The 24,461-nt window shown below is 73.7% G+C and carries 23 protein-coding genes; 11 read left to right on the top strand and 12 right to left on the bottom strand.

The genetic code is table 11. The features are described from left to right. Positions 1 to 298: 298 nt before the first annotated feature. The 3 genes from Plo01_RS26190 (at position 299) to Plo01_RS26180 (ending at position 3,203) form a co-directional block, all read left to right on the top strand. Positions 299 to 1,228 carry an ABC transporter ATP-binding protein gene (locus Plo01_RS26190; protein WP_203893346.1) on the top strand — a complete coding sequence of 310 codons (930 nt, stop codon included), beginning with the start codon at positions 299 to 301 and terminating at the stop codon, positions 1,226 to 1,228. Beyond that, entirely contained in the window at positions 1,197 to 1,997 is an 801-nt protein-coding gene (locus Plo01_RS26185) for an ABC transporter permease subunit (RefSeq protein ID WP_203893345.1), read from the top strand. The genes Plo01_RS26190 and Plo01_RS26185 overlap by 32 nt, the downstream gene beginning before the upstream one ends. An 81-nt stretch (positions 1,998 to 2,078) precedes the next feature. Continuing rightward, on the top strand, positions 2,079 to 3,203 hold the full coding sequence (locus tag Plo01_RS26180) for a PucR family transcriptional regulator (protein ID WP_203893344.1): 1,125 nt from the start codon (positions 2,079 to 2,081) through the stop codon (positions 3,201 to 3,203). Between the two features lie 6 nt (positions 3,204 to 3,209). Here the strand turns inward: Plo01_RS26180 and Plo01_RS26175 are convergent, their stop codons facing one another. Further along, positions 3,210 to 4,526 carry an MFS transporter gene (locus tag Plo01_RS26175; RefSeq protein WP_239317089.1) on the bottom strand — a complete coding sequence of 439 codons (1,317 nt, stop codon included), beginning with the start codon at positions 4,524 to 4,526 and terminating at the stop codon, positions 3,210 to 3,212. Positions 4,527 to 4,593: 67 nt separating this feature from the next. On the opposite strand from Plo01_RS26175, the gene Plo01_RS26170 reads away from it, so the two are divergent. Beyond that, on the top strand, positions 4,594 to 5,220 hold the full coding sequence (locus tag Plo01_RS26170) for a helix-turn-helix domain-containing protein (protein ID WP_203893343.1): 627 nt from the start codon (positions 4,594 to 4,596) through the stop codon (positions 5,218 to 5,220). 136 nt (positions 5,221 to 5,356) lie between these two features. Here the strand turns inward: Plo01_RS26170 and Plo01_RS26165 are convergent, their stop codons facing one another. From Plo01_RS26165 to Plo01_RS26135, 7 genes are all read right to left on the bottom strand, one after another. Beyond that, positions 5,357 to 6,316, bottom strand: a complete 960-nt coding sequence (locus tag Plo01_RS26165) for a quinone oxidoreductase family protein (RefSeq protein ID WP_203893342.1) — start codon at positions 6,314 to 6,316, stop codon at positions 5,357 to 5,359. A gap of 109 nt (positions 6,317 to 6,425) precedes the next feature. After that, entirely contained in the window at positions 6,426 to 8,381 is a 1,956-nt protein-coding gene (locus Plo01_RS40545) for a serine/threonine-protein kinase (RefSeq protein ID WP_239317087.1), read from the bottom strand. Positions 8,382 to 8,414: 33 nt separating this feature from the next. Next, on the bottom strand, positions 8,415 to 9,260 hold the full coding sequence (locus Plo01_RS26155; RefSeq protein WP_239317085.1) for an HAD family hydrolase: 846 nt from the start codon (positions 9,258 to 9,260) through the stop codon (positions 8,415 to 8,417). After that, entirely contained in the window at positions 9,257 to 10,543 is a 1,287-nt protein-coding gene (locus tag Plo01_RS26150; protein WP_239317083.1) for an ABC transporter ATP-binding protein, read from the bottom strand. Before Plo01_RS26150 ends, Plo01_RS26155 begins: the two co-directional genes overlap by 4 nt. Beyond that, complete coding sequence (locus Plo01_RS26145; RefSeq protein ID WP_203893341.1) at positions 10,540 to 11,427, bottom strand: ABC transporter permease; 888 nt, start codon at positions 11,425 to 11,427, stop codon at positions 10,540 to 10,542. Before Plo01_RS26145 ends, Plo01_RS26150 begins: the two co-directional genes overlap by 4 nt. Then, positions 11,415 to 12,404, bottom strand: a complete 990-nt coding sequence (locus tag Plo01_RS26140; RefSeq protein ID WP_239317081.1) for an ABC transporter permease — start codon at positions 12,402 to 12,404, stop codon at positions 11,415 to 11,417. The genes Plo01_RS26145 and Plo01_RS26140 overlap by 13 nt, the downstream gene beginning before the upstream one ends. Continuing rightward, entirely contained in the window at positions 12,401 to 13,567 is a 1,167-nt protein-coding gene (locus Plo01_RS26135) for an ABC transporter substrate-binding protein (protein ID WP_203893340.1), read from the bottom strand. The genes Plo01_RS26140 and Plo01_RS26135 overlap by 4 nt, the downstream gene beginning before the upstream one ends. 210 nt (positions 13,568 to 13,777) lie before the next feature. Between Plo01_RS26135 and Plo01_RS26130 the strand changes: the two genes are divergently transcribed. Together Plo01_RS26130 and Plo01_RS26125 are read left to right on the top strand one after the other, a co-directional pair. Further along, the gene (locus Plo01_RS26130; RefSeq protein WP_203893339.1) at positions 13,778 to 14,533 is read left to right on the top strand and encodes a GntR family transcriptional regulator; all 756 of its coding nucleotides are present in this window, start codon (positions 13,778 to 13,780) and stop codon (positions 14,531 to 14,533) included. A 132-nt stretch (positions 14,534 to 14,665) separates the two neighbouring features. Next, entirely contained in the window at positions 14,666 to 14,935 is a 270-nt protein-coding gene (locus tag Plo01_RS26125; RefSeq protein ID WP_203893338.1) for a DUF6504 family protein, read from the top strand. 57 nt (positions 14,936 to 14,992) lie between these two features. Here the strand turns inward: Plo01_RS26125 and Plo01_RS26120 are convergent, their stop codons facing one another. Beyond that, a complete protein-coding gene (locus Plo01_RS26120) occupies positions 14,993 to 15,679 on the bottom strand; it encodes a DUF4328 domain-containing protein (RefSeq protein WP_203893337.1) in 687 nt (228 codons plus the stop codon). Positions 15,680 to 15,746: 67 nt separating this feature from the next. After that, entirely contained in the window at positions 15,747 to 16,400 is a 654-nt protein-coding gene (locus tag Plo01_RS26115; protein ID WP_203893336.1) for a response regulator, read from the bottom strand. A gap of 122 nt (positions 16,401 to 16,522) precedes the next feature. Between Plo01_RS26115 and Plo01_RS26110 the strand changes: the two genes are divergently transcribed. From Plo01_RS26110 to Plo01_RS26095, 4 genes are all read left to right on the top strand, one after another. After that, on the top strand, positions 16,523 to 17,323 hold the full coding sequence (locus tag Plo01_RS26110; protein WP_203893335.1) for an ABC transporter ATP-binding protein: 801 nt from the start codon (positions 16,523 to 16,525) through the stop codon (positions 17,321 to 17,323). Further along, complete coding sequence (locus Plo01_RS26105; RefSeq protein WP_239317079.1) at positions 17,320 to 19,410, top strand: FtsX-like permease family protein; 2,091 nt, start codon at positions 17,320 to 17,322, stop codon at positions 19,408 to 19,410. The genes Plo01_RS26110 and Plo01_RS26105 overlap by 4 nt, the downstream gene beginning before the upstream one ends. Positions 19,411 to 19,553: 143 nt before the next feature. Beyond that, positions 19,554 to 20,057 carry an RNA polymerase sigma factor gene (locus tag Plo01_RS26100; RefSeq protein ID WP_203893334.1) on the top strand — a complete coding sequence of 168 codons (504 nt, stop codon included), beginning with the start codon at positions 19,554 to 19,556 and terminating at the stop codon, positions 20,055 to 20,057. After that, complete coding sequence (locus Plo01_RS26095; protein WP_203893333.1) at positions 20,054 to 21,229, top strand: hypothetical protein; 1,176 nt, start codon at positions 20,054 to 20,056, stop codon at positions 21,227 to 21,229. The genes Plo01_RS26100 and Plo01_RS26095 overlap by 4 nt, the downstream gene beginning before the upstream one ends. 24 nt (positions 21,230 to 21,253) lie before the next feature. On the opposite strand, the gene Plo01_RS26090 is transcribed toward Plo01_RS26095, so the two are convergent. Then, the gene (locus Plo01_RS26090) at positions 21,254 to 22,324 is read right to left on the bottom strand and encodes an alpha/beta hydrolase family protein (protein ID WP_203893332.1); all 1,071 of its coding nucleotides are present in this window, start codon (positions 22,322 to 22,324) and stop codon (positions 21,254 to 21,256) included. A gap of 79 nt (positions 22,325 to 22,403) precedes the next feature. On the opposite strand from Plo01_RS26090, the gene Plo01_RS26085 reads away from it, so the two are divergent. After that, entirely contained in the window at positions 22,404 to 23,357 is a 954-nt protein-coding gene (locus Plo01_RS26085; protein ID WP_203893331.1) for a PaaX family transcriptional regulator C-terminal domain-containing protein, read from the top strand. Here the strand turns inward: Plo01_RS26085 and Plo01_RS26080 are convergent. Beyond that, positions 23,332 to 24,384: an LLM class F420-dependent oxidoreductase gene (locus Plo01_RS26080; RefSeq protein ID WP_203893330.1), complete on the bottom strand. Its 1,053-nt coding sequence runs from the start codon at positions 24,382 to 24,384 to the stop codon at positions 23,332 to 23,334. The genes Plo01_RS26085 and Plo01_RS26080 overlap by 26 nt on opposite strands. Positions 24,385 to 24,461: the final 77 nt, after the last annotated feature.

The following is a 24,461-nucleotide window of genomic DNA, read 5'->3' as shown; positions in this document are numbered from 1 at the left end:
GACGGTCTGTCCAGGCCGGTGGCTGACGAGGCTTCTTCATGCGGCACCTATAAATTTAGCAGTTGCTAGCAGCTAATTAGCTGCTAGCAACTGCTAATTTAGCAGCTAGGTCGGAAGGTGGACGGGAAGTCGGTCGTACGGCTCCCCTCGGTCCCGAGGGGACGAGATCCGGCTCGTCGTGCCGGAAACGCCGGGCTGCCGGGGATGGGTGGCTTCCGGAAGCGGGAAGCGAACGGGCGGGCAAGTGTCGTGATCGGGGCATGGCCCGGGTGATCGGTGCGGGAGCACCATCGGGGGCATGACAGCGGTAGTTGAGACCGAGGGACTGACCAAGTTCTACGGCAAGCGCCGGGGGCTCGAGGATCTCGATCTGGAGATCCGCCCCGGAGAGGTGTTCGGGTACCTCGGCCCGAACGGCGCGGGCAAGACGACGACCATCCGGCTCCTGCTCGACGTCATCCGCCCCACCCGGGGCCGGATGAGCGTGCTGGGCATGGACCCCCGCGACCCGGCCGTGCGCGGCCGGATCGGCTACCTGCCCGGGGAACTGGCCCTGGAGGGCCGGGAGAAGGCGATCGACTACCTCGACTTCCTGGGACGGGCCCGGGGAGGCGTGCCCAGGGACAGGATCACGGCGCTCGCCGAGCGGCTGGACGCCGACCTGTCGGTGCACATGGGCAAACTCTCCAAGGGCAACAAGCAGAAGGTCGGGCTGATCCAGGCGTTCATGCACGAGCCGGAGTTCCTGATCCTGGACGAGCCGACCGGCGGCCTGGACCCGCTGGTCCAGCAGGAGTTCCTGGCCATGGTCCGCGAGGTGCGGGCCGGTGGGCGGACCGTGCTGATGTCCTCCCACGTGCTGGCCGAGGTGGAGCACGTCTCCGACCGGGTCGGCATCGTCCGGAGCGGCCGGCTGGTCGCGGTCGAGGACGTCGCGGCCCTGCGGGAGAAGGCGGTGCGCCGGGTCGAGCTGCACTTCGACGCGCCGGTGCCCCGTGAGGCGTTCGAGGACCTGCCCGGCGTGCGGGACCTGCGGGTCGAGGGGGCGGCCGTGCGCTGCACGATCGACGGCCGCCCGGACGCCCTGGTCAAGGCGGCGGCGCGGTTCACCGTGGTGCACCTGGTCAGCGCCGAGCCCGACCTGGAAGAGATCTTCCTCACCTACTACAGCGAGAACGAAGAGCAGGAGGGGCGTCATGCCCGCACTGGTGTCCAAGAGCCTGCGTGACTACCGCAGGTCGCTGATCCGCTGGGCGATCGGCATCGGGGCGTTCTTCACCCTCTACCTGTCGCTCTACCCGAACATCTCCGAGAACAAGGAGATCTACGGCGCTCAGGCGCTGGCGAAGTATCCGGGAGCGCTGCGCGACTTCATGGGCGGCCTGGAGGACTTCACCTCCGGGGCCGGCTACCTGAGCGGCGTGGTCTACCAGCTGTTCGGGCCGATGCTGTTCGTGGTGTGCGCGATGATCCTCGGCAACCGGGCGATCGCCCAGCCGGAGGAGGCGGGCACGCTGGAACTGACCGTCACGCTCCCGATCGACCGCAGGAGACTGGTCTTCGAGCGGTTCACGGCCCTGGCCCTCGGCCTGCTCGCCGTCGCGGCGGCGACCTTCCTGCTCGTCTGGCTGCTGTCGATCTCCTCCGACATGGGCGTCCCCGCCGACCGGATCCTCGCCGCGCACACCGGCGTCTTCCTGCTCGCGCTGCTCTTCGGCGTGCTGTCTCTGGCGGTCGGCGCGGCCACCGGGCGCAAGGGAGTGGCGACGGCGGTCGTCGGAGTGGTCGCGGTCGGCGGCTACATCGTGGAGACCATGGGCAAGGGCGTGGACTGGATCTCCTGGCTGCGCTGGGTGTCGCCGTTCCACTACTACCTGGACGGCCGGCCCGTCTACGAGGGGTTCCCGGTGGGGGACTACCTCGTGCTGGCCGGGGCGGCCGTCGTGCTGCTGCTCACCGCGATCCTCGCCTTCGACCGGCGTGACGTGGGAGTCTGATGGACCGGATCGCGGCAGCGGGCGGCACGCGATTGAGTGAGGGCACGGTCGGACGAGGACACGGAGATCGCAGGAGCCGACATGCGGTCGAGCGAAGGGACAGCGGTGACGACGGTGCCCGCTGATCTGCTCGGCGGGCACCGCCGGGTGCTGGACGAGGCGGCCGCCACCGGGCGGCTGCCCGGCCGGGAGGCGCTCGACGCCTACCGGGTGGTGGGGGCGCGGGCCGCCGAGCTGGGAGTGCCGCTGCGAGACCTGATCGACACCGCCCTGGCCATGGCCGAGCCGATCGGGAACGGCGGGTCCGGGCGGGCCGGAGGCACCGGTACGGCGCCGCTCCCGGTGCTGAGGCGAGCGGTGTCCGCCCTGATGGAGGGCTACGAGAACGCCCAGCGGCTGGCCATCCGTCAGGAGGAGGCGGTCCGCAGGGAGTTCGTGGACGACCTGCTGCAGGGCCGCTCCGACCGGCTGGCCGAGCGCGCCGAGCACTTCGGCCTCCGGCTCGCCGAGTCGTACGTGGTCGCGGTCGCCCGCCCGCCCGGACCGGTGACCGGCGGCACGGCGCCGCCGCGGGACGGCGACCCGCTGGCCCGGCGGATCGAGGATGCGCTGATCACCCGGTTCGGGTCGCACAACGTGCTGATCGCCGTCCGGGACGGGCTGCTGGTCTGCGTCGCGCCGGGCAGTCTCACCGCGGCGACCGGGGAGTTCACCCACCATGTGCGGCAGGCGTTCGAGCCGGGCTGGCGGGTCGGGGTGGGACGCCCGCACCGGGGGCCCGGCGGGGTCGTCGCCTCCTACCGGGAGGCGGGGAACGCGATCGAGCTGGGCGACCGGCTGGGGTTGCGGGCCCCCGTGCTCAAAGCCGCCGACCTGCTGGTCTTCCCGGTGCTGCTGCGGGACAGGGAGGCCATCGACGACCTGGTCACGACCGTGCTGAGCCCGTTGCTGGAGGCGCGGGGCGGTCCGGAGCCGCTGCTCCACACGCTGGAGGCCGTCTTCGCCGCGCAGGGGAACCAGACCGCGGCCGCGCGCAAGCTGGGCGTCAGCACCCGGGCGGTGACCTACCGCCTGGAGCGGATCCGCCGCCTCACCGGCTTCTCGCCCGACGATCCCACCCAGCGTTTCACGCTGGAGACCGCGGTCCTGGGCGCCCGCCTCCTCGACTGGCCCGCCCAGCCCCTCTCCGCGGAGCCCCGCCGCTGACGCCTCTCAGCCGGTCGTGGGCCGGATTCCGGCGGCGGCCTCTCCCGCGATCCCGCCTCCGGCCTCGTCCCCGCCTCCGGGCTCGTCCGGGGTGAGGGCTCCGGCCTCGGCGGCGGCCACCGAGCGGGACGTGACCGATCGGGAGACGAGGAGGATGGTGACGACGCACAGGGCCGCGGCGGCGCAGAACACGGCGGGCAGCCCGGCCGCCGTGGCGAGGATCCCGCCGGCCGCCGCCCCCAGGGGCCTGGCCCCCATGCCGACGAGGCGGACGGCCGCGTGGACGCGGCCCATCAGCTCCTCCGGGATGATCCGCTGGCGCAGCGAGACCAGCAGGACGTTGGAGACGGCGTTGGTCACGCCGAGGAGGACGGCGGCGGCGCCGATGCCGGCGACGGTGGGGACGAGGACGGGCACGAGCAGCAGGAGCCCGTTGATCACATTGACCGCGATCAGCGCTCTCGCCTGCCCGGCGCGCCGGGCCAGCCGCTCGGCCGCCAGCGAGCCCGCGATCGCGCCGACGGCGAGGGCCGCCCCGAGGAGGCTGTACTCGGCGGGGGTGAGCCCGACCCGGGACTCCTCGCCGACGACCCACAGGACGAAGACCGCGAAGTAGGCGTCGTTGGCGAAGTTGAACATCCCTCCGAAGACCGCCAGGCTCCGCAGCACGCGGTGGTTCCACAGGTAACGCAGTCCCGTGGCGATGTCGGTGCGGAGCGGGCCGGTGGAGGGGGCCTCGACGCGGAAACGTCCCCGCATGCCGATCAGGGCGAGCCCCGCCGCCGCGTAGAGCAGGGCGGGCGCCCCGAGCGTGGCCGCGGCGCCGAGCGCGGCGGTGCCGCCGGCCCCGACCAGGACCCCGGCGAGCGGGGCGCCCAGGAAGTTGTTGCCCACCGTCTGCGCGGCGACGAGCTTGCCGTTGGCGTCGGTGAGCCGGTCGCGCGGCACGGCCATCGGCACCACCGCCTGCGCCGCGCTGTCGGCGAAGACCTCGCCGACGCCGAGCAGCAGGACCCCGGCCAGCAGCACGGGCAGGTTCAGCATCCCCAGCCAGGCCGCCACGGCCAGTACGGCCAGCGCGCCCGCCCGGGCCCAGGTGGCGGTGACCATCATCCGCCGCCGGTCGCGCCGGTCGGTGAACGCCCCCGCGTGCAGGGAGAACAGCAGCCACGGAAGCGTCACCGCCATGCTGGCCAGGGAGACCAGGAACGGCGAGCGGGTCAGCGTGACCGTGATCAGCGGCACCCCCACGAGGACGATGCCGTCGGCGGTGTTGGAGAGGGCGGCGGAAGCCCACAACCAGCGGAAGGGTCGTCCGGGCACGGGGGCCTCCGGTAGTGTGTAAAGGAAAGTATGCAAACTTCTCTTTGCAAAGATATGGCTGCAAGTGATGGATGACAAGACTCCCGTTTCCGACGCCCTGGCGCTCGGCGGGCGCGACGTCCGCGAGCTCGACGCCTCGGCGCTCAAAGGACTCGCCCATCCGGTACGGCTCCGCCTGCTGGAACTGCTGGAGCGCGACGGCCCCGCGACCGCGACCCAGCTCGCCGCGAAGAGCGGGGAGAACACCGGCTCGACCAGCTACCACCTGCGTCAACTGGCCCGCCACGGCCTCATCGAGGACGCGCCCGGCCGGGGCAGGGGAAAGGAACGCTGGTGGCGTGCCTGTTCGTTCGGGTTCGACGGGGATCGCTTCCGCCGCGACCCCGACACCGCCCAGGCGGCGGAGATCCTGCTCGCCGATCTGCTCCGGCAGCGGACCGCCGAACTCGGCCGCTGGCTGGAGGAGTCGCGGAACGCCCCTCGCGAATGGGTCGAGGTCACCCTCAACTCGCGCGCGATCATGCGGCTCACCCGGGAGGAGACCGCCGACCTCGTCCGGGAGGTCTCGCGCGTCATCGACGCCCATCAGGCGAAGGTCAGGGACCGGGAGGAGGACACCCCGGACACCGCGCGCGTCATCGTCACCTTCGACGCCTTCCCCGTCGGCCTCGGCGCCCCGCAACCCGCCGAATGACGTACGGCCGCCGCCTCACGGGCGAGGCGGCGGCCGTACGGGAACGCGGGCCGGGGAGCCGGGGCCGGGACAGGGCTTCACCGGTGACACGGCGGGCTCAGCGGAGCGGCGGGCCCGGGCCGGTGACACGGCGGGCTCAGGGGATGAGCAGGACCTTGCCGGTGGTGCGGCGGGCCTCCAGGTCCTCGTGGGCCCGGGCCGCCTCGGTCATGGGATAGCGGCGGGAGATGTGCACCCGCAGGTCGCCGGAGGCCACCCAGCCGAAGATGTCGGAGGCCCGCCAGGCCAGCTCGTCGCGCGTGGCGATGTAGGCCCCCAGCGTGGGCCGGGTCAGGAACAGCGACCCCTCCTTGGCCAGGACCTGGGGGTCGACCGGCGGGACCGGGCCGCTGGCCTGGCCGTACAGGGCCATCATGCCGCGCGGGCGCAGGGAGGCCAGGCTCTCGTCGAAGGTGGTGGCCCCCACGCCGTCGTAGACGACGTGCACACCCGAGCCGGTCAGGTCGCGCACCGCGTCGGCGAAGCCCCGGTAGCGCAGGACCTCGTCGGCGCCCGCCTGCCGGGCCAGCTCCTCCTTCTCCTCGGTGGAGACCGTGCCGATCACCCGGGCCCCGCGGAGCTTGGCGATCTGGACGAGCAGCAGGCCCATGCCCCCGGCCGCGGCGTGCACGAGCACGTCGTCGCCCGGCCGCACCTCGTGCACCGAGTGGGTCAGGTAGTGCGCGGTCAGCCCCTGCAGGGTGACGGCCGCCGCGACCTCCGGCTCCACTCCCTCGGGCAGCAGGAGCAGGTGGGAGACCGGCACCACGGCCTTCTCGGCGTAGCTGCCCATCACGTTCGCCCAGGCCACCTTGTCGCCGACGGAGACGCCCTCCACGTCCTCGCCGACCGCGGCGACCGTGCCCGCGCCCTCGTTGCCGGGGACGAAGGGGAGCGAGAGCGGGTAGCGGCCGATCCGGTGGTAGACGTCGATGAAGTTCACGCCGCTGGCGGTGACGTCGATCAGGACGTCACCGGGGTTCAGCTCGGGCTCCGGGCAGTCCGAGCAGGTGAGGACCTCGGGGCCGCCGGTGGCGGAGACGACTATGGCGCGCATCGTGCCGGGCTCCTTCGTTCGGGCGAGTGGTTCGGTCATCCCCAACTCAGATCCGATCATTCGTTGTTCCCCGGGAACCGGCCTCCGGCGGCCGTGCGGAGCCGGGCCGTCAGGGTTGTTTCTTCACGCCGGCCGGGCCGTGCATCGTGAAGTTGTCGTAGGACGTCTTCAGCACGGCGCCGCTCTTCTCCTCGACCCTGACGATCATGCCGACCTCACCGGTGGGCAGCGGGTTCTCGTCCAGGACGGAGTGCACCCGCTCACCGTTGACCCACATGCTGAGGCGCACGCCGTCCTGGCCGCCCGAGCACTCGGCCTGGAGCCGGACGGGCTTGCCCTTCTCCAGGTCCAGCTGGACGGGCGCGCTGAGGTCGCCCCCGGCGCTTTTGACGGCCCGCCGGACCCTGGCCTTGCCGGAGGTGTCCAGCAGGAACTCGTACCGGGTCGCCTCGGTGTCGTCGTCGCCCCGGCAGAAGAGCCCGTACTCACCGGCGCCGGAGCCGCCGCCGCGGACGGCGACGTCCACGCCGAGGAGGAGCCGCGCCGGGATGGCGGGGGTGGGGCTGACCGAGGGGGCGGGGGTGGGGACGGGCGTGGGAGACGGGTCGGTCAGGAAGGGGACGGGCGCGGTCACGCGCCGGACCCGGTCGTCGCCGACCACGTCGATCGCGTAGTAGCCCTCGGGCGCGGGGCCGTACTTGATCGTCTCCCCGTCGTACTTGCTGCCGGGCCAGTCGCTGCTCTGGGTGAAGTCGTCCTGGTAGAGCAGGGTCAGATCCGTCGGCGGGCCGCCGGAGGTGAGCGCGAGATAGCCGCCGACCCCCAGGGCCGCCGCGACCAGGGCCGCGACCGCCGACCCGATGACGATCTTCTTCCGCCTGGCGTCCGCGGCGGGGGAACCGGCGGCGGGCTGTCCGGGGCCGGAGGCGCGCGTCTCGCCGGGCGGCCACGCGGCGGTCGGCCCGGTCTGCCCGGGGCCGCCGGGATGGGGGGCCTGCCCCCCGTGGAAGGTCTGTCCCGCGTGAAGCGTCTGCCCCGCGTGGGTCTGCCCGGTCGGGGACGCGGGTCCGTGCTGCGCCGGTCCGGCCTGTACGGCCCCCGCCCACGGGAGGGTCCCGTGCGGCGCGGACGGACTCTGCGGCATCGGGGACCCCTGTGGCACTGGGGACCCCTGGGGCGCGGAAGGGCTCTGCGGCGTGGAAGGGCTCTGCTGCCACACCGCCTGCACGGAGTGGGCCGTCTGCTCGGGAGCGGCCGAGCGGCCGACCAGGTGGTCGAGGACCTGCTGGGCGGTGGGACGGTGCGCCGGCTCCTTGGCCATGGCGTAGGTGACCAGCTCGCGCAGGCCGGACTCCATGCCCTCCAGCACGGGGTCGCTGTTGAGCACCTGGTAGAGGACCGCGTGCAGCGCCTCGCCGCCGAACGGCGGCCGGCCGCTCGCGGCGAAGGCCACCAGGCAGCCCCAGGAGAACACGTCGCAGGCGGGGGAGACCGGCTCGCCGCGGAGCACCTCGGGAGCCATGTACCGCGGGGTCCCGATGACCTCGCCCGTCCCGGTCACCCCGCTGAGGGTGTCGAGGGCGCGGGCGATGCCGAAGTCGATCACCCGGGGGCCGACCGGGGAGAGCAGCACGTTGGACGGCTTGAGGTCGCGGTGCACGACCCCCGCGCCGTGGATCGCGGTCAGCGCGGTGGCCACGCCGACCGCCAGCGCGTCGAGGCTGGAACCGCGGAGCGGGCCGCCCGAGCGGACGGCCTCCTCCAGGTTGGGGCCGGGCACGAACTCGGTGACGACGTAGAGTTGGTCGCCGTCGAGCGCCGCGTCCAGCACCGCGGCGGTGCAGAACCGCCGGACCCGCCGGGCGGCGTCGGCCTCGCGGCGGAAGCGCATCCGGAACTGCTCGTGCTGGCTGTACTCCGAATTGATCACCTTGATGGCGACCTGCTGCTGGTCGGAGGACTGGCCGAGGTAGACGGTGCCCATGCCGCCCCGGCCCAGCCGGCCGAGCACTCGGTACTGTCCGATCTGGGGGGGATCACCCGGACTGAGGTTGTTCACCGTCATACCTGTCGCTTGTGCCGTCACGTGAGTGGTGGCTCAGCCTACCGAGGTCTGCTCCGCCGCCAGGAGTCGCAGCATCGACAGGTCCACCTGCTCCAGGTTTTCCACGGTCGTGACCACGCCGTACGGCGCCGCTCCGCCCTCCGGCGCCGTAGCCGTAGCCGAAGTCGCAGCCGTCCGAGGCTCGCCCGAGGCCGCCGCGGAACCGCCGGGGAAGGGTGCCGCCGTCCCGGGACAGCCCGGGGGCACCGCCACCACCCGGCACCCGGCCGCCAGGGCCGCCGCGATGCCGGTGGGGCTGTCCTCCACGGCCACGCAGTCCCCGGGGTCCACGCCCAGCCCGGCCGCCGCCCGCAGGTAGGGATCGGGGGCGGGCTTGCCGCGCTCGGCGTCCTCGGCGGCCACCACCAGGCGGAACCTGCCGGCTCCGACCGTGCGGAGCACGACGTCCACGATCCGCCGGGGAGAGGCGCTGACCAGGGCGATCGGCACGCCCGCCGCGCTCAGTCCGTCCAGGAGCCGGAACGCTCCCGGCAGGGGGGTCACCCCGCCCGAGACCCGCTCGGCGAAGGCGTCGGTGAGCCGGGCGGCGACCGCCCCCACCGTCACCGCCGCCCCCGCCGGACGCTCCGTTCCGCGTCCGGCCTCGGGTGCGGGCGCGGGTCCGCTGCCGGGCGAGGGCCCGCGCCCGAGACCGGAGCCGGCACGCCGTACCAGGTGGGCGGCGGTGTGCTCGACCGGGCGGCCCAGTACGGCGTCGTCGTCCGCTCCGGTCAGTTCCACGCCCATCTCCCCGGCGACCGCCGCGCACGCCTCCCGCCACAATCCCTCGGTGTCCACGAGCGTTCCGTCCATGTCGAACAGGACGGCCCGCAGGCTCACCTGGCGTCTCGCCGTACGGCGGCGCCGGACGCCTCCGTCGTGGCGCCCGCCGTACCGGCGCCGTCGGGGGAGCCGGGCCGGGAGCCGGGTGCGGCCGATTCCGGGGCGGCGGAGCCGGGGGTGGCGGCGGGCGTCTTCGGTGTGGCGCCCGCCGCATCGGCGCCGTCGGGGGAGGAGGTGCCGGGGGTGGTGACGGCCGTGGGGCGGGTGGAGGGGGCGACCAGGACGGGGCGGTGGACGAGGTCGACCGTCACCGGGGTGCCGGGGGCGAGCCGTACCGCGTCGTGGCCCGGGACGTCGGCGAGGAGCTCCAGGTCGCCGAGCCGGATCCGGAGCCGGGCGGAGGAGCCGCGGAACGACGAGGCCACGACGAGCGCCCGGTCGCCGGCCGCGGAGGGGGACCGCTCCGCGGCGGAGGCGCCGGGGACGGCCAGGGGCGTGACGACCACGGCCTCCGGCCGGACCAGCACGTCCACCTCGGGCCCCTGCGGGATCGGCCCGTCCACGGGCAGGAACCCGCCCAGGACCGTGACCTCGTCGCCGGACAGGCGGCCGGGGATGTGGTTCATGGCGCCGACGAACTCCGCCACGAACGGCGTCGCGGGCCGGTCGTAGACCTCGGCGGGCGGCCCGACCTGCTCCAGCCGTCCGGCACGCAGGACCGCGACGCGGTCGGCGATCGACAGGGCCTCCTCCTGGTCGTGCGTCACGAAGATCGTGGTGATGCCGAGGTCGAGCTGGAGCCGGCGGATCTCCTCCCGCAGTGTGACGCGGACCTTGGCGTCCAGCGCCGACAGCGGCTCGTCGAGCAGGAGCACGCGCGGCTCCAGCGCCAGCGCCCGGGCCAGGGCGACGCGCTGCTGCTGGCCGCCGGAGAGCTCGTGCGGGTAGCGCCCGCCGTGCTCGGGCAGGCCGACCAGCTCCAGCAGCTCGGCCGCGCGGGCGTGCCGCCGGGCGGCGGGGACCTTGCGCACCCGCAGGCCGAACGCCACGTTGTCGCGGGCGTTCAGGTTGGGGAAGAGCGAGTAGGACTGGAAGACCATGCCCGCGTCCCTGCGGTTGGCGGGCAGGCGGGTGATGTCCTTGCCGTCGATCAGCACCGCGCCCGCGTCGGGGTGCTCGAAGCCCGCGACGCAGCGCAGCGCCGTGGTCTTGCCGCAGCCCGAGGGGCCGAGCAGCGCCATCAGCTCACCGGGCTCGACGGCGAGGTCCAGCCCGTCCAGGGCGACCGTGGAGCCGAACACCCGGCGCAGTCCCCGGAACTCGACGCCGGAGGTCTTCATCGTGAGTCCTTTCGCTTGGTCCCCGCGCCGGACAGGACCAGCAGCAGCAACCAGGTGATGAGCAGGCTGAGGATCGAGACGGCCACCGAGAGCCGGCCGTTCGCCCCGGAGATCGTCACGATCCAGACCGGGAAGGTCTGGTAGCCCAGCAGCGCCGCGACGGTGTACTCGCCCAGCACCAGAGCGAGGGTGAGGAACGAGGCGGAGGCGATGGCCGGGCGCAGGTTGGGGACGATCACGCGGAACATCACGTGCGGCCACGAAGCGCCCAGGTTGCGGGCGGCCTCCACGAGCGTGCGCACGTCGATGGCGCGCAGCCCGGCGTCCAGCGACCGGTAGACGAACGGCAGGCCCAGCACCACGTAGGCCATGACGAGCACCACGGGGAACGTCTCGTTCTGGATCGCGATCAGCGTCGCCCAGAACGGCGTGGTGGCCAGGTACTCCGGGCCCCAGCGGAGCACGGTGCTGATCCCGGTCACGAAGGTGATCGGCGGGACGACCAGAGGGAGCGTGCAGAGCACCTCCAGCACCGGCCCGAGCCGGGGCGCGCCGAGCCGTACGGCGAGCATCGCCGGCAGGGTGAGCGCCAGCACCACCGCGATCGTGGTCGCGGCCAGGGCGAGGGAGAGCAGCATGCTCGTCGCGAAGCCCTGGGCGGTGAGGATCTCCGCGTAGGTGGACAGGGAGAATCCCTGCCGCTCGTTGTGGACGGTGAACCAGAACGAGGCGCCCATGGGGACCAGGAAGTAGACCGCCGCGACGATCAGGACGACTCCGCGCCAGGCGCGCCTGCGCGCCGGACGTCCCGCCCGGCCCGGGGGGCCCGCGGTCGCGGGGGCCTCGCCGGTGTCTCCCGGAAGGATCGGGGTCACCGCAGCCATCGGCCGCTCCTCCTCTGCAGGGGCAGGTAGACCGCCATCACGAGCACCGCCACGACGATCATGTCGAGGCTGAGCGCGAGCGCGATGTTCTCGTGGCCGATCAGCACGTCACCGGTGAGCGCGTCGGCGATCTGCAGGGTGACCAGCGGGATCGTGCTGCCGACCATCGCCTTGGCGGTGGCGTAGGCCGCGAAGGCGCCGCCGAACAGCAGCACCGTGCCGCCGAGCAGCGAGGGGGCCAGAACGGGCACGCCGACGTGCCGCCAGTACTGCCAGGCGGTGGCGCCGTTGTTGCTGGCCGCCTCCCGCCACTGCGCCTTCAGCCCGTCCAGCGCGGGCACCATGACCAGCACCATCAGCGGGATCGAGAAGTACAGGTAGACCAGGGCCAGGCCCCAGAAGGTGTAGAGGCTCCAGCCGTAGGCGTCCAGGCCGAGGGCCTGGGTGAGCACGCCCGAGTTGCCCAGCGTGGCGACCCAGGTGAACGCCAGCGGCACGCCCCCGAAGTTGGCCAGCACGCCCGAGGCGGTCAGCACCGTCTCGCGCAGCGCCCGGAACCGGGCGGTGACCACCGCCTGGGCGAGGAAGGTGCCCAGGAGCGCGCCGAGCAGCGCGACCACGGCGGACAGCTGCACGCTGCTGAGCAGGGTGCTCAGGTAGGCGCCCTGGAGGCTCTCGGTCAGGTTGGCGGCGCTGAAGGACGAGAGGCGGGTCTGCGGGTCGCGGACGGTGAAGGCGCCCAGCACCAGCGCGACCGCGGGGATCCCGAACGCCAGCGCGGTGAAGGCGAGCAGGGGGACGGCCGCCGGCCAGCTCCCGGAGCGGGCGCGGCGGCCGCGGGCCCGGGGGCGGCCGCCGTCCGCGGCGGCCGCGTGCCCGGGCTCACCGGGGTCTCCGGCGTTTCCGGAACCCCCGGCGTTTCCGGAACCCCCGGTGTTCCCGGCGCCCCCGGTGTTCCCGGCGAGCGTGACCATCATCCGGCGACCGCGGCGCCCCAGCCGGTGGCCAGGACTTCCTTGGCCTTGTTGATCTGGGCCTCGGTGGGGAAGGACGGCTCGCCCTCGACCGGGGGCAGATTGGCCTCGGCGGTCTTGTCCACCGAGCCGTCGGCCTGCATCGCGGGCAGCAGCACCGGGCGGGCGAAGCCGCCGAGGTAGAGGTTCTGGCCCTCGGGGCTGTAGAGGAACTCCTGCCACAGGCGGGCGGCGGCCGGGTGCGGGGCGTCCTTGTTGATCGCCTGGGCGTAGAGCTGGAAGTACTTGCCGTCGGTGGGGACGACGGTCTTCCACTCGATGCCCTTGTCGGCCATCACGGGGGCGTAGGCGGCGTTGTTGTAGTCCCAGTCGATGCTGATCTGGGTCTCGCCCTTCTCGATGGTGGCCGGGGTGGTCTCCACCGGGTTGAAGTTGCCCGCCTCCTTCAGCTTCTTGAAGAAGTCCAGGCCGGGCTGGATGTCGTCGAAGGAGCCCTCGTTGGCCAGGGCCGCGGCGAAGACGCCGCCGAAGGCCGAGCCCGACTGCGTCGGGTTGCCGTTCAGCGCGACCTTGCCCTTGTACTCCGGCTTGAGCAGGTCGGCGAAGGTCTCCGGGCACTTGGCGATCTTCTTGGCGTCGCAGCCGATCGAGATGTAACCGCCGTAGTCGTTGGTCCAGAGGCCGTTCGGGTCCTTCTGGTTGGCGGGAATCTTGTCCCAGGTCTGCACCTTGTAGGGGGCGAACAGGCCCTCGGCCGCGCCGCTGATGGCGAAGGACTGGCCGATGTCCAGCACGTCGGGGGCGCGGTCCTGGCCCTTGCGGGTCTTCACCGCGTTGATCTCGTCGGCGCTGGAGGCGTCGGGGGTCTCCTCCTCGATCTCGATGCCGTACTTCGCCTTGAAGGCCTCGATGATCTTTCCGTAGTTGGCCCAGTCGTGCGGCAGGGCGATGACGTGGAGCTTGCCCTCCTTCTTGGCGGCCTCGACGAGCTTGTCCAGCCCGCCGAAGTCGGCGGCGGAGGCGGCGGTCCTGGCGTTCACCCCGGGGGCGGACCCGCTGCCGGCGGCGCCTTCGGGAGTGTCGGTCTGCGGGGCGGCCCCGCACGCCGCGACCCCCGCCAGGAGGAGCGCGGCCAGGCCGGTCGTACGGATTCGGGAAGCGATCACGATGTCTCCCAGAGGGGGTGTCGCGCGATATGTCACGAAACTAAGCGAACTTGTCTGAACAAGCTAGGCCCAGCACCTCGGCCCTCGGTTTCCGGCGGATGAACAGCCGAGGTACATGCGTGGAATGCGAGAACCGTCCCTTTGTCGATGATCGATCCTTGCTTACTGTGGAGGCGGAGTCGACGGGTCGGTGCGCACAGGGAGGGAGCCATGGTCGCCCGGTACGCGCAGATCGCCGGAGAGCTGCGTGACGCGATCACGCGCGGCGAGTACGCCGTGGGCGCCCAGCTGCCCTCCGAGGCCGAGCTCGCCGTCCGGTTCGCGGTCTCGCGCGGCACCATCCGCCAGGCGGTGGCCGTGCTCGGCGCCGAGGGGCTGGTCGGCTCCCGGCAGGGGGCCAGGCGCATCGTGCTCGGACGCGAGCGCAGCCAGAGCTTCGCCGAGCTGCACAGTTTCGCCCAGTGGGCGTGGTCGATGGGCTACGAGGTCGGCGGCCGGGTGCTCCGGCAGCGCCGCCGGGCCGCGAGCGCCGCCGAGGCCGCCCGGCTGGCCCTGCGGCCCGGCGAGCCGGTCCTGGCGGTGCTCCGGCTCCGCTCGCTGGAGGGCGAGCCGGTGATGCTGGAGCGCACGGTCTACGCGGGGTGGATCGCCCCGGCCGTCGAGCGCCTCGACGCCGACTGCGCGTCCGTCACCCAGGCCCTCCACGAGAGCGTGGGGCTGGTCTTCGCCTACGGGGAGCATCTCCTGGACGCCGTCGCGGCGGGGAGCGAGGACTCCCGGCTGCTGGCCGTACGGCGGGGCGGCCCGCTGCTGCGGCAGCGGCGGGTCACCACCACCCCCGAGGGCCGGCCGGTCGAGTGGTCCGACGACCGCTACCGGGCGGGCAGCGTGGCCTTCGGCATCCGCAACTCGGTGGACGTCAACCCCCTCGTCCGGCAGGTGGGGGAGCTGCGCCCGTCCCCGTGAGGCGAGGGGAGGGCCGTCCGCCCGGCGATCGGCCGGGACTTGCGCCGGCACCCCGTGTGAACGTATGTTCGATAGGCGAAGGCCCGTCTTCCCCCGGGCGATCGTCTCGGAACAGCAGGGGGAAGATCCACCTTGAGCAGACTCTACGGCGACCCGATCGAGGTCTGGACCCGTGAGGGGGAGCCGATCCAGTTCGTCTGGCAGGACCGGCTCTACGCCGTCCGCCGGGTGGTCGACCACTGGGTGGTCGCCCGTGAGTGGTGGAAGATCTCCGAGGACGACCCGGGAGAGCGCCGCTTCTGGCGGGTCGAGGCCAGCCCCGGCCGCCGCCTGGGCACCTACGAGCTCCGCTTCGACACCGCGGGCGACGGCTGGCTGCTGGTCAGGGCGTGGGAGCGCTGAAGCGCGGCGCCGCCCGCGGGCCGAGGCGCGGGCGACGGCTCACGGACGGTTCGCAGGTCAAGGCGTGGGAGCGCTGAGATCCGGGACGGCCTGCGCGATGGCGTGCGACTCCTTGATCCGGCGCCGGTGCCGGGCGCCGGACGTCTGAGCCGCGGTGATCTGCTGGACGGTCGCCGCGCACAACACCGCCGCCAGGGCCACCGCCGCCAGCTCGGCCGGGCCGAGACCGGTCAGGCCCGCCTCCGCCCGCGGGCTGAACGGCAACCGCACGATCAGGGCGGCCGCGGTCAGCCAGCTCGTCCACCAGGCGGCGAGCAGGACCAGCCAGTGACTGCGACGGCCCTCGGCCGGGCGGCAGCCCTGCCAGAGGCGGTCCAGCAGCACCGGCGGGGCGGCCAGGTTGAGCACCGGCACGAACCAGCCCGCCAGCAGCGACCTCATCGACGGGGCGGCGGAGCCGGAGCCCGGTCTGATCCGGACGAGCCAGAGCAGGTAGGTGGTGATCACGAAGATCGTGGTCACCGCGGCGAACAGGATCAGGAGAGCGAAGACGGTCGCGGCCCCGGCGACGGCCCGGGCCCCGGATGCCTGGGCGTCGGAGCCGAACGCCGATATCTCCAACGCCAGCCGTACACCCCGGACCTGTTCGAACACGACGAGGGCGGCGACGGAGAGTACTTGGGCGGCCAGAGCCGCGTAGACCGCCGAAGCGGATCTCCGGCGTGAGGGCGAGACAGGGCGCATGGTGAATCTCCCCCCGGCATGCGCTGAAGGACCTGCCCTTCTTCTATCCCTCCGGGAGCTTTTCCAATCAACTCACCACGCCGGACTCCCACGCCCAGGCGGCGACCTCCACGCGGTTCCTTAACCCCAGCTTGGCCTGGACACTGCCCAGGTGCGTCTTGACCGTCGACAGCGAGACGAACAGCTCCGCGGCGACCTCCTGGTTGGTCCGCCCCCGGGCCACCAGCCGGACCACGTCGAGCTCCCGCTCCGTCAGCGGGTCGGGGAGCGGCCGGACGGCCCGGCCGGCCGGGGGACGGGCCAGGTGCTCCAGCAGCCGTACGGTCACCGACGGCGAGACCAGCGCGTCCCCGGCCGCCGCCGCCCGGATCGCCTCGACCAGCAGCGCCGGGCCGCTGTCCTTGAGCAGGAACCCGGTCGCCCCCGAGCGCAGCGCCCCGTAGACGTACTCGTCGAGGTCGAAGGTGGTGACGATGACCACCCGCAGCGGATCGGGGACCCCGGGCCCGGCGAGGATCCGGGTGGCCTCCAGCCCGTCCAGCCTCGGCATCCGGATGTCGAGCAGGCACACGTCGGGTCGGAGCCGCCGCGCCTGCTCGATCGCCTCGGCGCCGTCCGCTGCGGTCGCCACGACCTCCATGTCCGGCTGGGCGTCCAGGATCATGCGGAAGCCGGTCCGCACGAGCTCCTGGTCGTCGGCGATGAGAACCCGAATCGTCACGTGATCGATTCTGCCAGCCGCGGGGTGGCACGGGACCATCGGCCGTTCGGACGAGGCCGCCGCCGGGGGATCGGACGCCCGGCCGATCCGCGACGGCGCCTCCGGACGGGAGAGTCGTCACCATGACGAACGTTGTTCTTGAGGGGTTCGATCTGGTGAAACGGTTCGGCTCGACCGTGGCGCTGGACGGCGTCGGGCTGGCGGTCGGGCGCGGCGAGGCCGTGGCGATCATGGGGCCGAGCGGGTCGGGGAAGTCCACCCTGCTGCACTGCCTGGCGGGGATCACCCGGCCGGACACGGGCGAGGTGCGGCTGCTCGGGCAGCGGGTGGACGCGATGGGGGAGCGGCAGCGCAGCGCCCTGCGCCGGACCCGCTTCGGGTTCGTGTTCCAGTTCGGCCAGCTCCTGCCCGAGCTTCCGGCCGAGGAGAACGTCGCGCTGCCCCTCATGCTCGGCGGGGTGTCCCGGGGCGAGGCCGTGCGGCGGGCGCGGGGCTGGTTCGGCCCGCTCGGCCTGGGCGGCATGGAGGGGCGGCGGCCCGGCGAGCTGTCCGGCGGGCAGGCCCAGCGGGTGGCGATCGCCCGCGCGCTGGTCACCCGGCCCGCGGTGGTCTTCGCCGACGAGCCGACCGGCGCGCTCGACCAGACCACCGGCCACGACACGATGCGCCTGCTGGTGGAGGCGACCCGGGGCAACGACGCCTCGCTGGTGGTGGTGACCCACGATCCGCAGGTGGCGCGCTGGTGCGACCGCACGGTGGAGGTCCGCGACGGCCGCGTCCTCCCGGGCACGGGCAGGGGCATGGCCGCCGGGCCGTACTCCGGGCACGACGTGCAGGGGCACTCCGGGCATGACGTGCAGGGGCGCCCCGGCCATGACGGACCGGGGTCCCTGACCCGGATCCTCCCCGGGGGGAACGGATGAGCGGGCCGCTGGGACTGAGCTGGCGGCTGCTGCGCGGCGGCGGCCGCCGGGGGCTGCTGGGCGCGGGACTGACCGCGGTGGCGGTGGCGGTCAGCACCGCGCTTCTGATCTTCTCCGTCTCCGCCAACGTGGCTTTCCAGGGCAGGGCCGAGCGGGAGGCGTGGCGCAATCCGGTCGCCGTGGGCACGGCGGCCGTGGCCGTGCAGGCGGTGCACAAGGACTACGTGCGCGACCGGACCGTCACGGTCGTGGATCTGGCCGTGCTGAAGCCCGGGGCGGCCCCGCCGCCCGGCCTGGACCGGCTTCCCGCCCCGGGGGAGGTCTGGTTCTCCCCGGCGCTGGCGGAACTCGCCCGCGAGCTCCCGGCCGGCGAGCTCGCCGGCCGGTTCCCGGAGAAGGTCGCCGGGACCGTCGGGGACGAGGCGCTGGTCCACCCCGGCGAGCTGGTCGCGGTCCGCGGCCAGGCGCCGGACTCTCCGATCATGACCGCCGCGGTCGCCGGAGACCCGCGCGACGGGTTCCCGCCGACGCGGGTGGCGGACTTCACCGGCGCGCCCTCGCCCGACGCGCAGGCGTACCAGGCGCTCGCGCTGATCGCGACCGTGCTCATGGCCGTGCCGCTGCTGGTGTTCGGGGGCGCGGCGGCCCGGCTCACCGTGGCCCGACGCGACCAGCGGCTGGCCGCGCTCCGGCTGGTCGGCGCCACCCCCGGGCAGGTGGTGACGATGACCGTCGCCGAGGCGATGATCACCGCGGCCGCCGGCGCGGTCGCGGGCACGGTCCTGTACGGCCTGCTCACCCCGTTGCTGGCCGGGATCGAGATCGGGGGCGGCGCCTGGTTCGCCGCGGACCTGTGGCCGGGCGTGCCGTACACGCTCGCCGTCCTGGGGGCCGTGCCGCTGCTCGTCGGCCTGTCCGCCGTCGTCGGGCTGCGCCGGGTGGTGGTCAGCCCGCTGGGCGTGGCCCGGCGGGAGACCCCGCCGGCCATGCGGTTCGTCCGGATCGTCGCGCTGCTGGCCGTCCTGGCGGTGGTGCCCACGCTCGGCGCCGGCTCCGCGGCCGGGGTGGTCGCCGTCGTGCTCGGCCTGGCCTTCCTCGCCATCAACCTGGCCGGGCCCTGGGTGGTCGGTGTGATCGGCAGGATCACGGCCGGGACGGCGCGCGGACCCGCCCGCCTGCTGGCCGGGCGCCGCCTGGTCGACGACCCGAAGGCGGCCTGGCGGACCGTGAGCGGTGTGGCCATGACGGGGTTCGTGGCGGGCTTCATCGGGTTCCTGAGCCCCGCGAGCGACCTTCTGGGGGACGCGGACCCCGCCACCCTGCGCGTCACGGTCCCCGCCGCCCAGGCGTCCCGGTTCACCGCCGAGGCGCGCGAGCGCCTGACGGCGGCGGGCGTTCCGGCGCGGGTGGAGGTCACCGGCAAGGGCGAGGACAAACTGCTCACCGTCGAGGTCGGGAGGACGGCGGGGGACGGCGGGACGGAGAGCGGAGGCGGCTCCGCCACCGGGAAACCCGCCGCCGAGAAAGCCGCCACCGGGAAACCCACCGGTGAGGAGACCGTCGCTGAGAAGAGCGCCGGTCCGGGGACGGGGCGGGCGGACGAGGCGGTGATCGACCGGGCCAGGACGGCGCTCGACGGGCTGGTGCCCGGCCGCACGGCCACCTCCGCCGCCGACGAGGAGCGCTTCGGCGTCCTGCTGCTGAAGGACGTCGGCACCGGCACCGTCGTCGTGCTCACCGTCTCCTTCCTGGTCGCCGTCGTCAGCGCCGGGATCACCGCGGCCTCCTCGATCCTCGACCGCAGGCAGACCTACGCCCTGCTCCGGCTGGCGGGCACTCCGCTGGAGGTCCTCAACCGGGCGCGCCGCGCCGAGACGCTCGTCCCGCTGGCGGTCATGGGCGGCGGCTCCATCGTGATCGGGATGTTCTGCGCCGTGCCGTTCTCGATCTCCTCGGTGAACGTCGGCGGGATGACCATCCTGCTGATCTGCGTGACCCTCGGCTTCGCCGGGGTGATCGGCGCGGGCGCGGCGAGCGCCCCGCTGCTCCGCTCGGTCACCGCCGACCCCGCCCCGCGCCCGGACTGAGGACTTCGCCCCGCGTCCGGGACTGAGGACTTCGCCCCGCGCCCGGAGCGGAGGACCCGGCCCGTGTCCGGAGCGGGGGACCGGTCCGGGAGGATTTCTCGCCCGGACCGGTAATCGAGGGCGCCGGGGAGGGACTACTGGATGTGGACGATCCCGAAGCGCGGTTCACCGCGCTGTACGACCGGCATTACCGGAGCGTGCTCGGCTACGCGCTGCTGCGGGCCGAGCGGCAGGCGGCCGAGGACGTCGCCAGCGAGACCTTCCTGATCGCCTGGCGGCGGCTGGACGGCGTGCCGGACCAGCCGCTGCCCTGGCTGCTGGGCGTGGCCCGCAACCTGCTGCGCAAGCACCACGAGCGCGGACGGCGGTGGGTGACCCCCGCCGAGCGGCTCGCCGCGCTGACCCAGGAGAACGATGTGGCGGACGAGGTCTCCGAACGGCGGATGGCGCTGGAGGCGCTCGCCGTACTCCCCGAGCACGAGGTCGAGGCGGTGATCCTGGCCAGCTGGCACGGCCTGGGCCCGGCCGAGGCCGCCAAGGTCGCGGGCTGCTCGGCCCGCGCGTTCTCGGTCCGTCTGCACCGCGCCCGCCGCCGCCTGGCCGACGCGATGAACCTCGCCCGCACGACCCTTCAGGAGCAGAGATGACGACCGACGACGACCTGATCGTGGCCCTGCGTCCCGACGACGTCCTGGACGAGACCTACCGGCGCCGCCGCGAGGCCGACCTCGCCCGCGCCCTGGCCGAGCCCCGGCGTCGCGCCTTCCTCCGCGTCCGTCCGCTGCCGCGGGTGACGCGCCTGACGCTGGCGGGCACGGCCGTCGCGGGACTGGTCGCGGCCGTGGCCGTCCCGGCGGCCGTGAGCGGCACGGCGGCCTCCGGCGGGCCGGGCGGGGGCCGGCCCGCCGAGCCCGCCGGGCAGGTCACGGCGGCCCAGCCCCGCCTCCCCGAACCCTCCACCGCGCCCACCGCCGTGCCCACCGTGACGCTCGACGCCCGCTCGCTCCTGCTGGCGGGGGCGGAGCGGGTGGCGGACGAGGGCGCGGCGCGGGGCCGCTACTGGTTCGAGCGGACCCGGACCTTCGAGCCGGTGGAGTCCGGCGCGGTGGTCGCGCGATCCGACGAGTTCTGGTACGACGGGCGCGACGGCCGGGGGCTGCTCAACCAGGACGTCGAGGTCGCCTTCGCCGACCGGGCCGACGAGGCCGCCTGGAAGGAGAAGGGCTCCCCGTCCCTGTGGCCGGGGCCGCGGCGGCGGGACTTCTCCCGGATCTCGCTGCGGTGGCAGGTCGGCGGCCGGACCCTGACCATGGACGAGGTCCGGCGGCTGCCCGGCGAGGCCGGGGAGCTCGAAGGGTGGCTGCGCTCGGCGCACCGGGACGGCGGGAGCGGATCCTTCACGTCCTTCGCGTTCACGGCGGCGCGCTACCTGCTGTCCTCACCCGCGTCCCCGGCCACCCGCGCCGCGGTGCTGCGGATCCTCGCCGACCAGCCGGGCCTCGCCCTGGAGCGGGACGTCACCGACCCGCTCGGCCGCCCCGGCGCGGCGATCACCACGGCCGGCGGCGACGTCCGGCTGGTCGTCGACGAGTCCGGGGCGCGCCTGCTGGCCTTCGAGTACCGCGGTCCGGACGAGGACCCGCGGGGGAGGCCGGACGAGGACCCGCGGGGGAGGCCGGACGGGGACGGGGAGGACGGCGCGGGCGAGAAGGCCCGCGGCGACCGTGCCGTGCGCATCCCCTTCCGCAGGGGGCTCACGGTCGCCTACGAGTCCTCCGGCTGGGTCGCCGCCCCCGGCGTCCGCCCCGGGACGGAGTGACCCGCGTCCGCAGGCCGGGGGCGCTCACCGCCGCGTCTCCAGGCCCTCCACGTAGCGGCGCATGTCGTCCAGGTACCCCTCGACGGCCAGGGAGCGGGGGGCCGCGAGGGCGAGGACGAGCGCCCGGAGCTCCGAGTCCTCGACGTCCTTGGGCACCATGGAGTGGGTGGCGTCCGGATAACGCCTGACCTGGAGCTGGCCGGGCCGGGTCAGGAGCCTGCGGTAGGTGTCCTCGGTCTCGCCGGTGTCGACGTTGACGTCATGCCCGCCCAGCATCAGCAGGACCGGGGTCCGCATCTCGGCCAGGTCGTCGGAGGCGTCGGAGGTGTGGTTGGCCGTGATGAACCGCCAGCGGTCGGCCGTCATGCCGTCCACGTCGCCGACGGCGGCCCGGTACCGCTCGAAGGTGGAGCCCTCGCGCAGGTGCTCCAGCGTCTCGTCGCTGCGGGCCACCGCGGCCCTGGTCTCCTCCGGCGAGGCGCCGCGCTCCTTCAGCTCGGCCAGCAGGTTGTAGCGTCCCTGCCGGAGCCAGTTGATCGCCGGGGAGACGGCGATGACGAACTTCAGCTCGGGCATGCGCGCGGCGACCTTGGGCAGCACCCAGCCGGCCTGGCTGGCGCCCCACAGCCCGATCCGCGCCGGGTCGATGTCCGGCAGCTTCTTCGCCCAGGCGATGGCGGCCATGGTCTCCTCCGCCCGGTCCTCCATGCTCTGGTGCAGCCAGTTGCCCGGAGCGCCGCCCAGTCCCGGCTTGTTCCACGACAGCGACGCGTAGCCCGCCCGTGCGAGCGCCTCCCACGCCGGGCGGTAGAAGGTCTCGTGCGTGGCGTCGATCGGACCGTCCCCGTGGACGAAGACCACCAGCCCGTACGGCCCCCGCCCCCCGGTCGGCCGGGCGAGCACCCCCTTCAGCGGCTGCGCGCCGCCGGTGACGGTCACCTGCTCCTCCCGGATGTCGTAGGTGTTCTGGTACGCCACCCACCCTCCGCCCGCCAGGAGCAGCGTCGCGACGGCCACCAGGGAGGACAGCAGCCGACGCGGCCACCGGCGGCGCCGTCCGGCCGCCGGAGTGGATGAGGATGGTCCGGGACTCATTGCGTCTCCATCGTTCAAAAGAAAAACTATCGTTACGAAAACGACCGTAACATATTTGATAGATACGAGAGGCGGGGAGATGTCCGGCAGGCGTGAGGAAGAGCGGGAGGACGGGCGCGGCGACGGTGGCGTGGAGGTCCCGACCCGGATCCTGGTGGAGGGGATGGTCCGCGAGGACGGGACCGTCGACGCCGGAGAGCTCTACGCCGTGGCGGGCGCCCTGGGGATGACCGACCAGCAGGTGCGGCTGTGCGTCAAGCGGCTCGTCGCCGAAGGACGGCTCACCCAGGAGGGGCGGGGTCGCAGGGCGCTGCTGCGGGCGGCCGACGACGTCCGGCGGTCGATCGCCCCCAACGCCGAGTTCATGCGGCACATGTACCGCCAGGACCGCGGGCGGGCCCCCTGGGACGGAGTGTGGCACCTGGCGGGGTTCGCGGTGCCGGAGGCGGCCAGGTCAGCCCGGGACGCGTTGCGGGAGGTCATCGTCGGCCTCGGCGGCGCGCCCGTGCACGGCGGCCTGTACGTCTCGCCGAACGACTGGGGGGAACTCGTCGAGGCCGAGGCCGGCCGGCTCGGCGTCGCCGGGTACGTCACCCTCCTCACCAGCGGCGACCTGAGTGTCGGCGGCGAGCGCGACCCGCGCGCGCTGGCCGCCCGCCTCTGGCCCCTGGACCGGATCGCCCGGGCCCACGAACGGCTCCGCGAGGTCGCCGAGTCCCGCCTGGCCCGGCTGCGCGGTCCTGAGCCCCTGCCGCGGGAGGAGGTGCTCACCATCGCGATCGAGCTCGCCGCGGAGTTCACCCGCGCGGTCGAGCCCGATCCGCTCCTGCCTCCCGAGCTGCTCCCCCGCCCCTGGCCGGGTGTGCGGGCACGGGCCCTGGTCGCCCGGTGCTGGGAGGAACTGCGGCGGGCCGATCCCGCCGGCGCGCCGAGTCTGTTCCGCGTCTACGGCGACGTCGTGCGAGAGATCGTCGAAGGTGCGGGGGAGGAGTCGTGGCCGGGCGACGCTAGCCCAGGACGAGATCCCGGATGATCTTCAGGGAGGGCTCGTCGTGGGGGCCCATGACGAGCAGGGTGCTCACCGGGCTCTTGCGCCACGGCTCCAGGCGCTCGCGGATGCGGCCGGGCGGGCCGACCAGGGAGATGCCGTCGGCCAGCTCGTCGGGGATCGCGGCGAACGCCTCGTCTCTGCGCCCGGCCAGGTAGAGCGCCTGGATCTCCTCGGCGGCCTCGGCGTAGCCCATCCTGCCGATGATGTCGGCGTGGAAGTTGCGGCTCTTGGCCCCCATGCCGCCGATGTAGAGGGTGAGCATCATCTTCACCCCGTCCAGGGCGGCCCGCACGTCGTCGGTGATCACGGTCATGACCATCGCCGCGATGTCGAAGTCCGGGCCGGCCCCGGCCAGGGACGGCCCGTACATCTGCTCGACCTTCTCGGGGAAGACGAAGAGCGGGAGCCAGCCGTCGGCGATCTCGGCGGCGAGGGCGACGTTCTTCGGCCCCTCGGCGCCCAGGTAGAGGGGGATCTCCGGGCGCAGGGGATGGGTGATGAGCTTCAGCGGCTTGCCGAGACCGGTGGCGCGCCCGCGCCCGGGGCCCGACCCCGCGCCCTCCGCGGGCAGCGGGAGCGGGTAGTGCTCGCCGTCGCTGGTCACCGGCTCCTCGCGGCGCCACACCTTGCGCATGATCTCGACGTACTCGCGGGTGCGAGCCAGCGGTCTGCCGAACGGCATGCCGTACCAGCCCTCGACCACCTGCGGCCCGGACGCGCCGACGCCGAGCAGCAGCCGTCCGCCGGTCAGGTGGTCCAGCGTCATCGCGGTCATCGCGGTCGCCGCCGGGGTCCTGGCCGACAGCTGCACCACCGAGGTGCCCAGCTTGATGCGCGAGGTCCGCGCGCCGTACCAGGCCAGGGGGGTGAAGGCGTCGCTGCCGTAGGCCTCCGCGGTCCAGACGGACCCGTATCCCAGGCGTTCGGCGGCCTGGACGAGCTCGGTGGCGTCGACGGCGTTCCGCTGCCAGTAGCCGAGGTTCAGACCGAGGTTCAAGTCGGTGGTCATATCGGGCCTTCCGGTCGGGTACGGCTCCGTAATTAGAACACGTTCTAGCTTCGCGGTCGAGAGGGGAGTGTCGGGGG

Origin of the sequence: Planobispora longispora, from assembly GCF_016863135.1 — a bacterium.
Lineage (GTDB): Bacteria > Actinomycetota > Actinomycetes > Streptosporangiales > Streptosporangiaceae > Planobispora > Planobispora longispora.
This window is presented reverse-complemented; position numbering and strand designations above follow the sequence as displayed.

Coding starts and splice junctions, on each gene's coding strand:
- Plo01_RS26190 (WP_203893346.1), top strand. CDS start 299: ATGACAGCGGTAGTTGAGACCGAGGGACTGACCAAGTTCTACGGCAAG.
- Plo01_RS26185 (WP_203893345.1), top strand. CDS start 1,197: ATGCCCGCACTGGTGTCCAAGAGCCTGCGTGACTACCGCAGGTCGCTG.
- Plo01_RS26180 (WP_203893344.1), top strand. CDS start 2,079: ATGCGGTCGAGCGAAGGGACAGCGGTGACGACGGTGCCCGCTGATCTG.
- Plo01_RS26170 (WP_203893343.1), top strand. CDS start 4,594: ATGGATGACAAGACTCCCGTTTCCGACGCCCTGGCGCTCGGCGGGCGC.
- Plo01_RS26165 (WP_203893342.1), bottom strand. CDS start 6,316: ATGCGCGCCATAGTCGTCTCCGCCACCGGCGGCCCCGAGGTCCTCACC.
- Plo01_RS40545 (WP_239317087.1), bottom strand. CDS start 8,381: ATGACGGTGAACAACCTCAGTCCGGGTGATCCCCCCCAGATCGGACAG.
- Plo01_RS26150 (WP_239317083.1), bottom strand. CDS start 10,543: ATGAAGACCTCCGGCGTCGAGTTCCGGGGACTGCGCCGGGTGTTCGGC.
- Plo01_RS26145 (WP_203893341.1), bottom strand. CDS start 11,427: ATGGCTGCGGTGACCCCGATCCTTCCGGGAGACACCGGCGAGGCCCCC.
- Plo01_RS26140 (WP_239317081.1), bottom strand. CDS start 12,404: ATGATGGTCACGCTCGCCGGGAACACCGGGGGCGCCGGGAACACCGGG.
- Plo01_RS26130 (WP_203893339.1), top strand. CDS start 13,778: ATGGTCGCCCGGTACGCGCAGATCGCCGGAGAGCTGCGTGACGCGATC.
- Plo01_RS26120 (WP_203893337.1), bottom strand. CDS start 15,679: ATGCGCCCTGTCTCGCCCTCACGCCGGAGATCCGCTTCGGCGGTCTAC.
- Plo01_RS26110 (WP_203893335.1), top strand. CDS start 16,523: ATGACGAACGTTGTTCTTGAGGGGTTCGATCTGGTGAAACGGTTCGGC.
- Plo01_RS26105 (WP_239317079.1), top strand. CDS start 17,320: ATGAGCGGGCCGCTGGGACTGAGCTGGCGGCTGCTGCGCGGCGGCGGC.
- Plo01_RS26095 (WP_203893333.1), top strand. CDS start 20,054: ATGACGACCGACGACGACCTGATCGTGGCCCTGCGTCCCGACGACGTC.
- Plo01_RS26090 (WP_203893332.1), bottom strand. CDS start 22,324: ATGAGTCCCGGACCATCCTCATCCACTCCGGCGGCCGGACGGCGCCGC.
- Plo01_RS26085 (WP_203893331.1), top strand. CDS start 22,404: ATGTCCGGCAGGCGTGAGGAAGAGCGGGAGGACGGGCGCGGCGACGGT.
- Plo01_RS26080 (WP_203893330.1), bottom strand. CDS start 24,384: ATGACCACCGACTTGAACCTCGGTCTGAACCTCGGCTACTGGCAGCGG.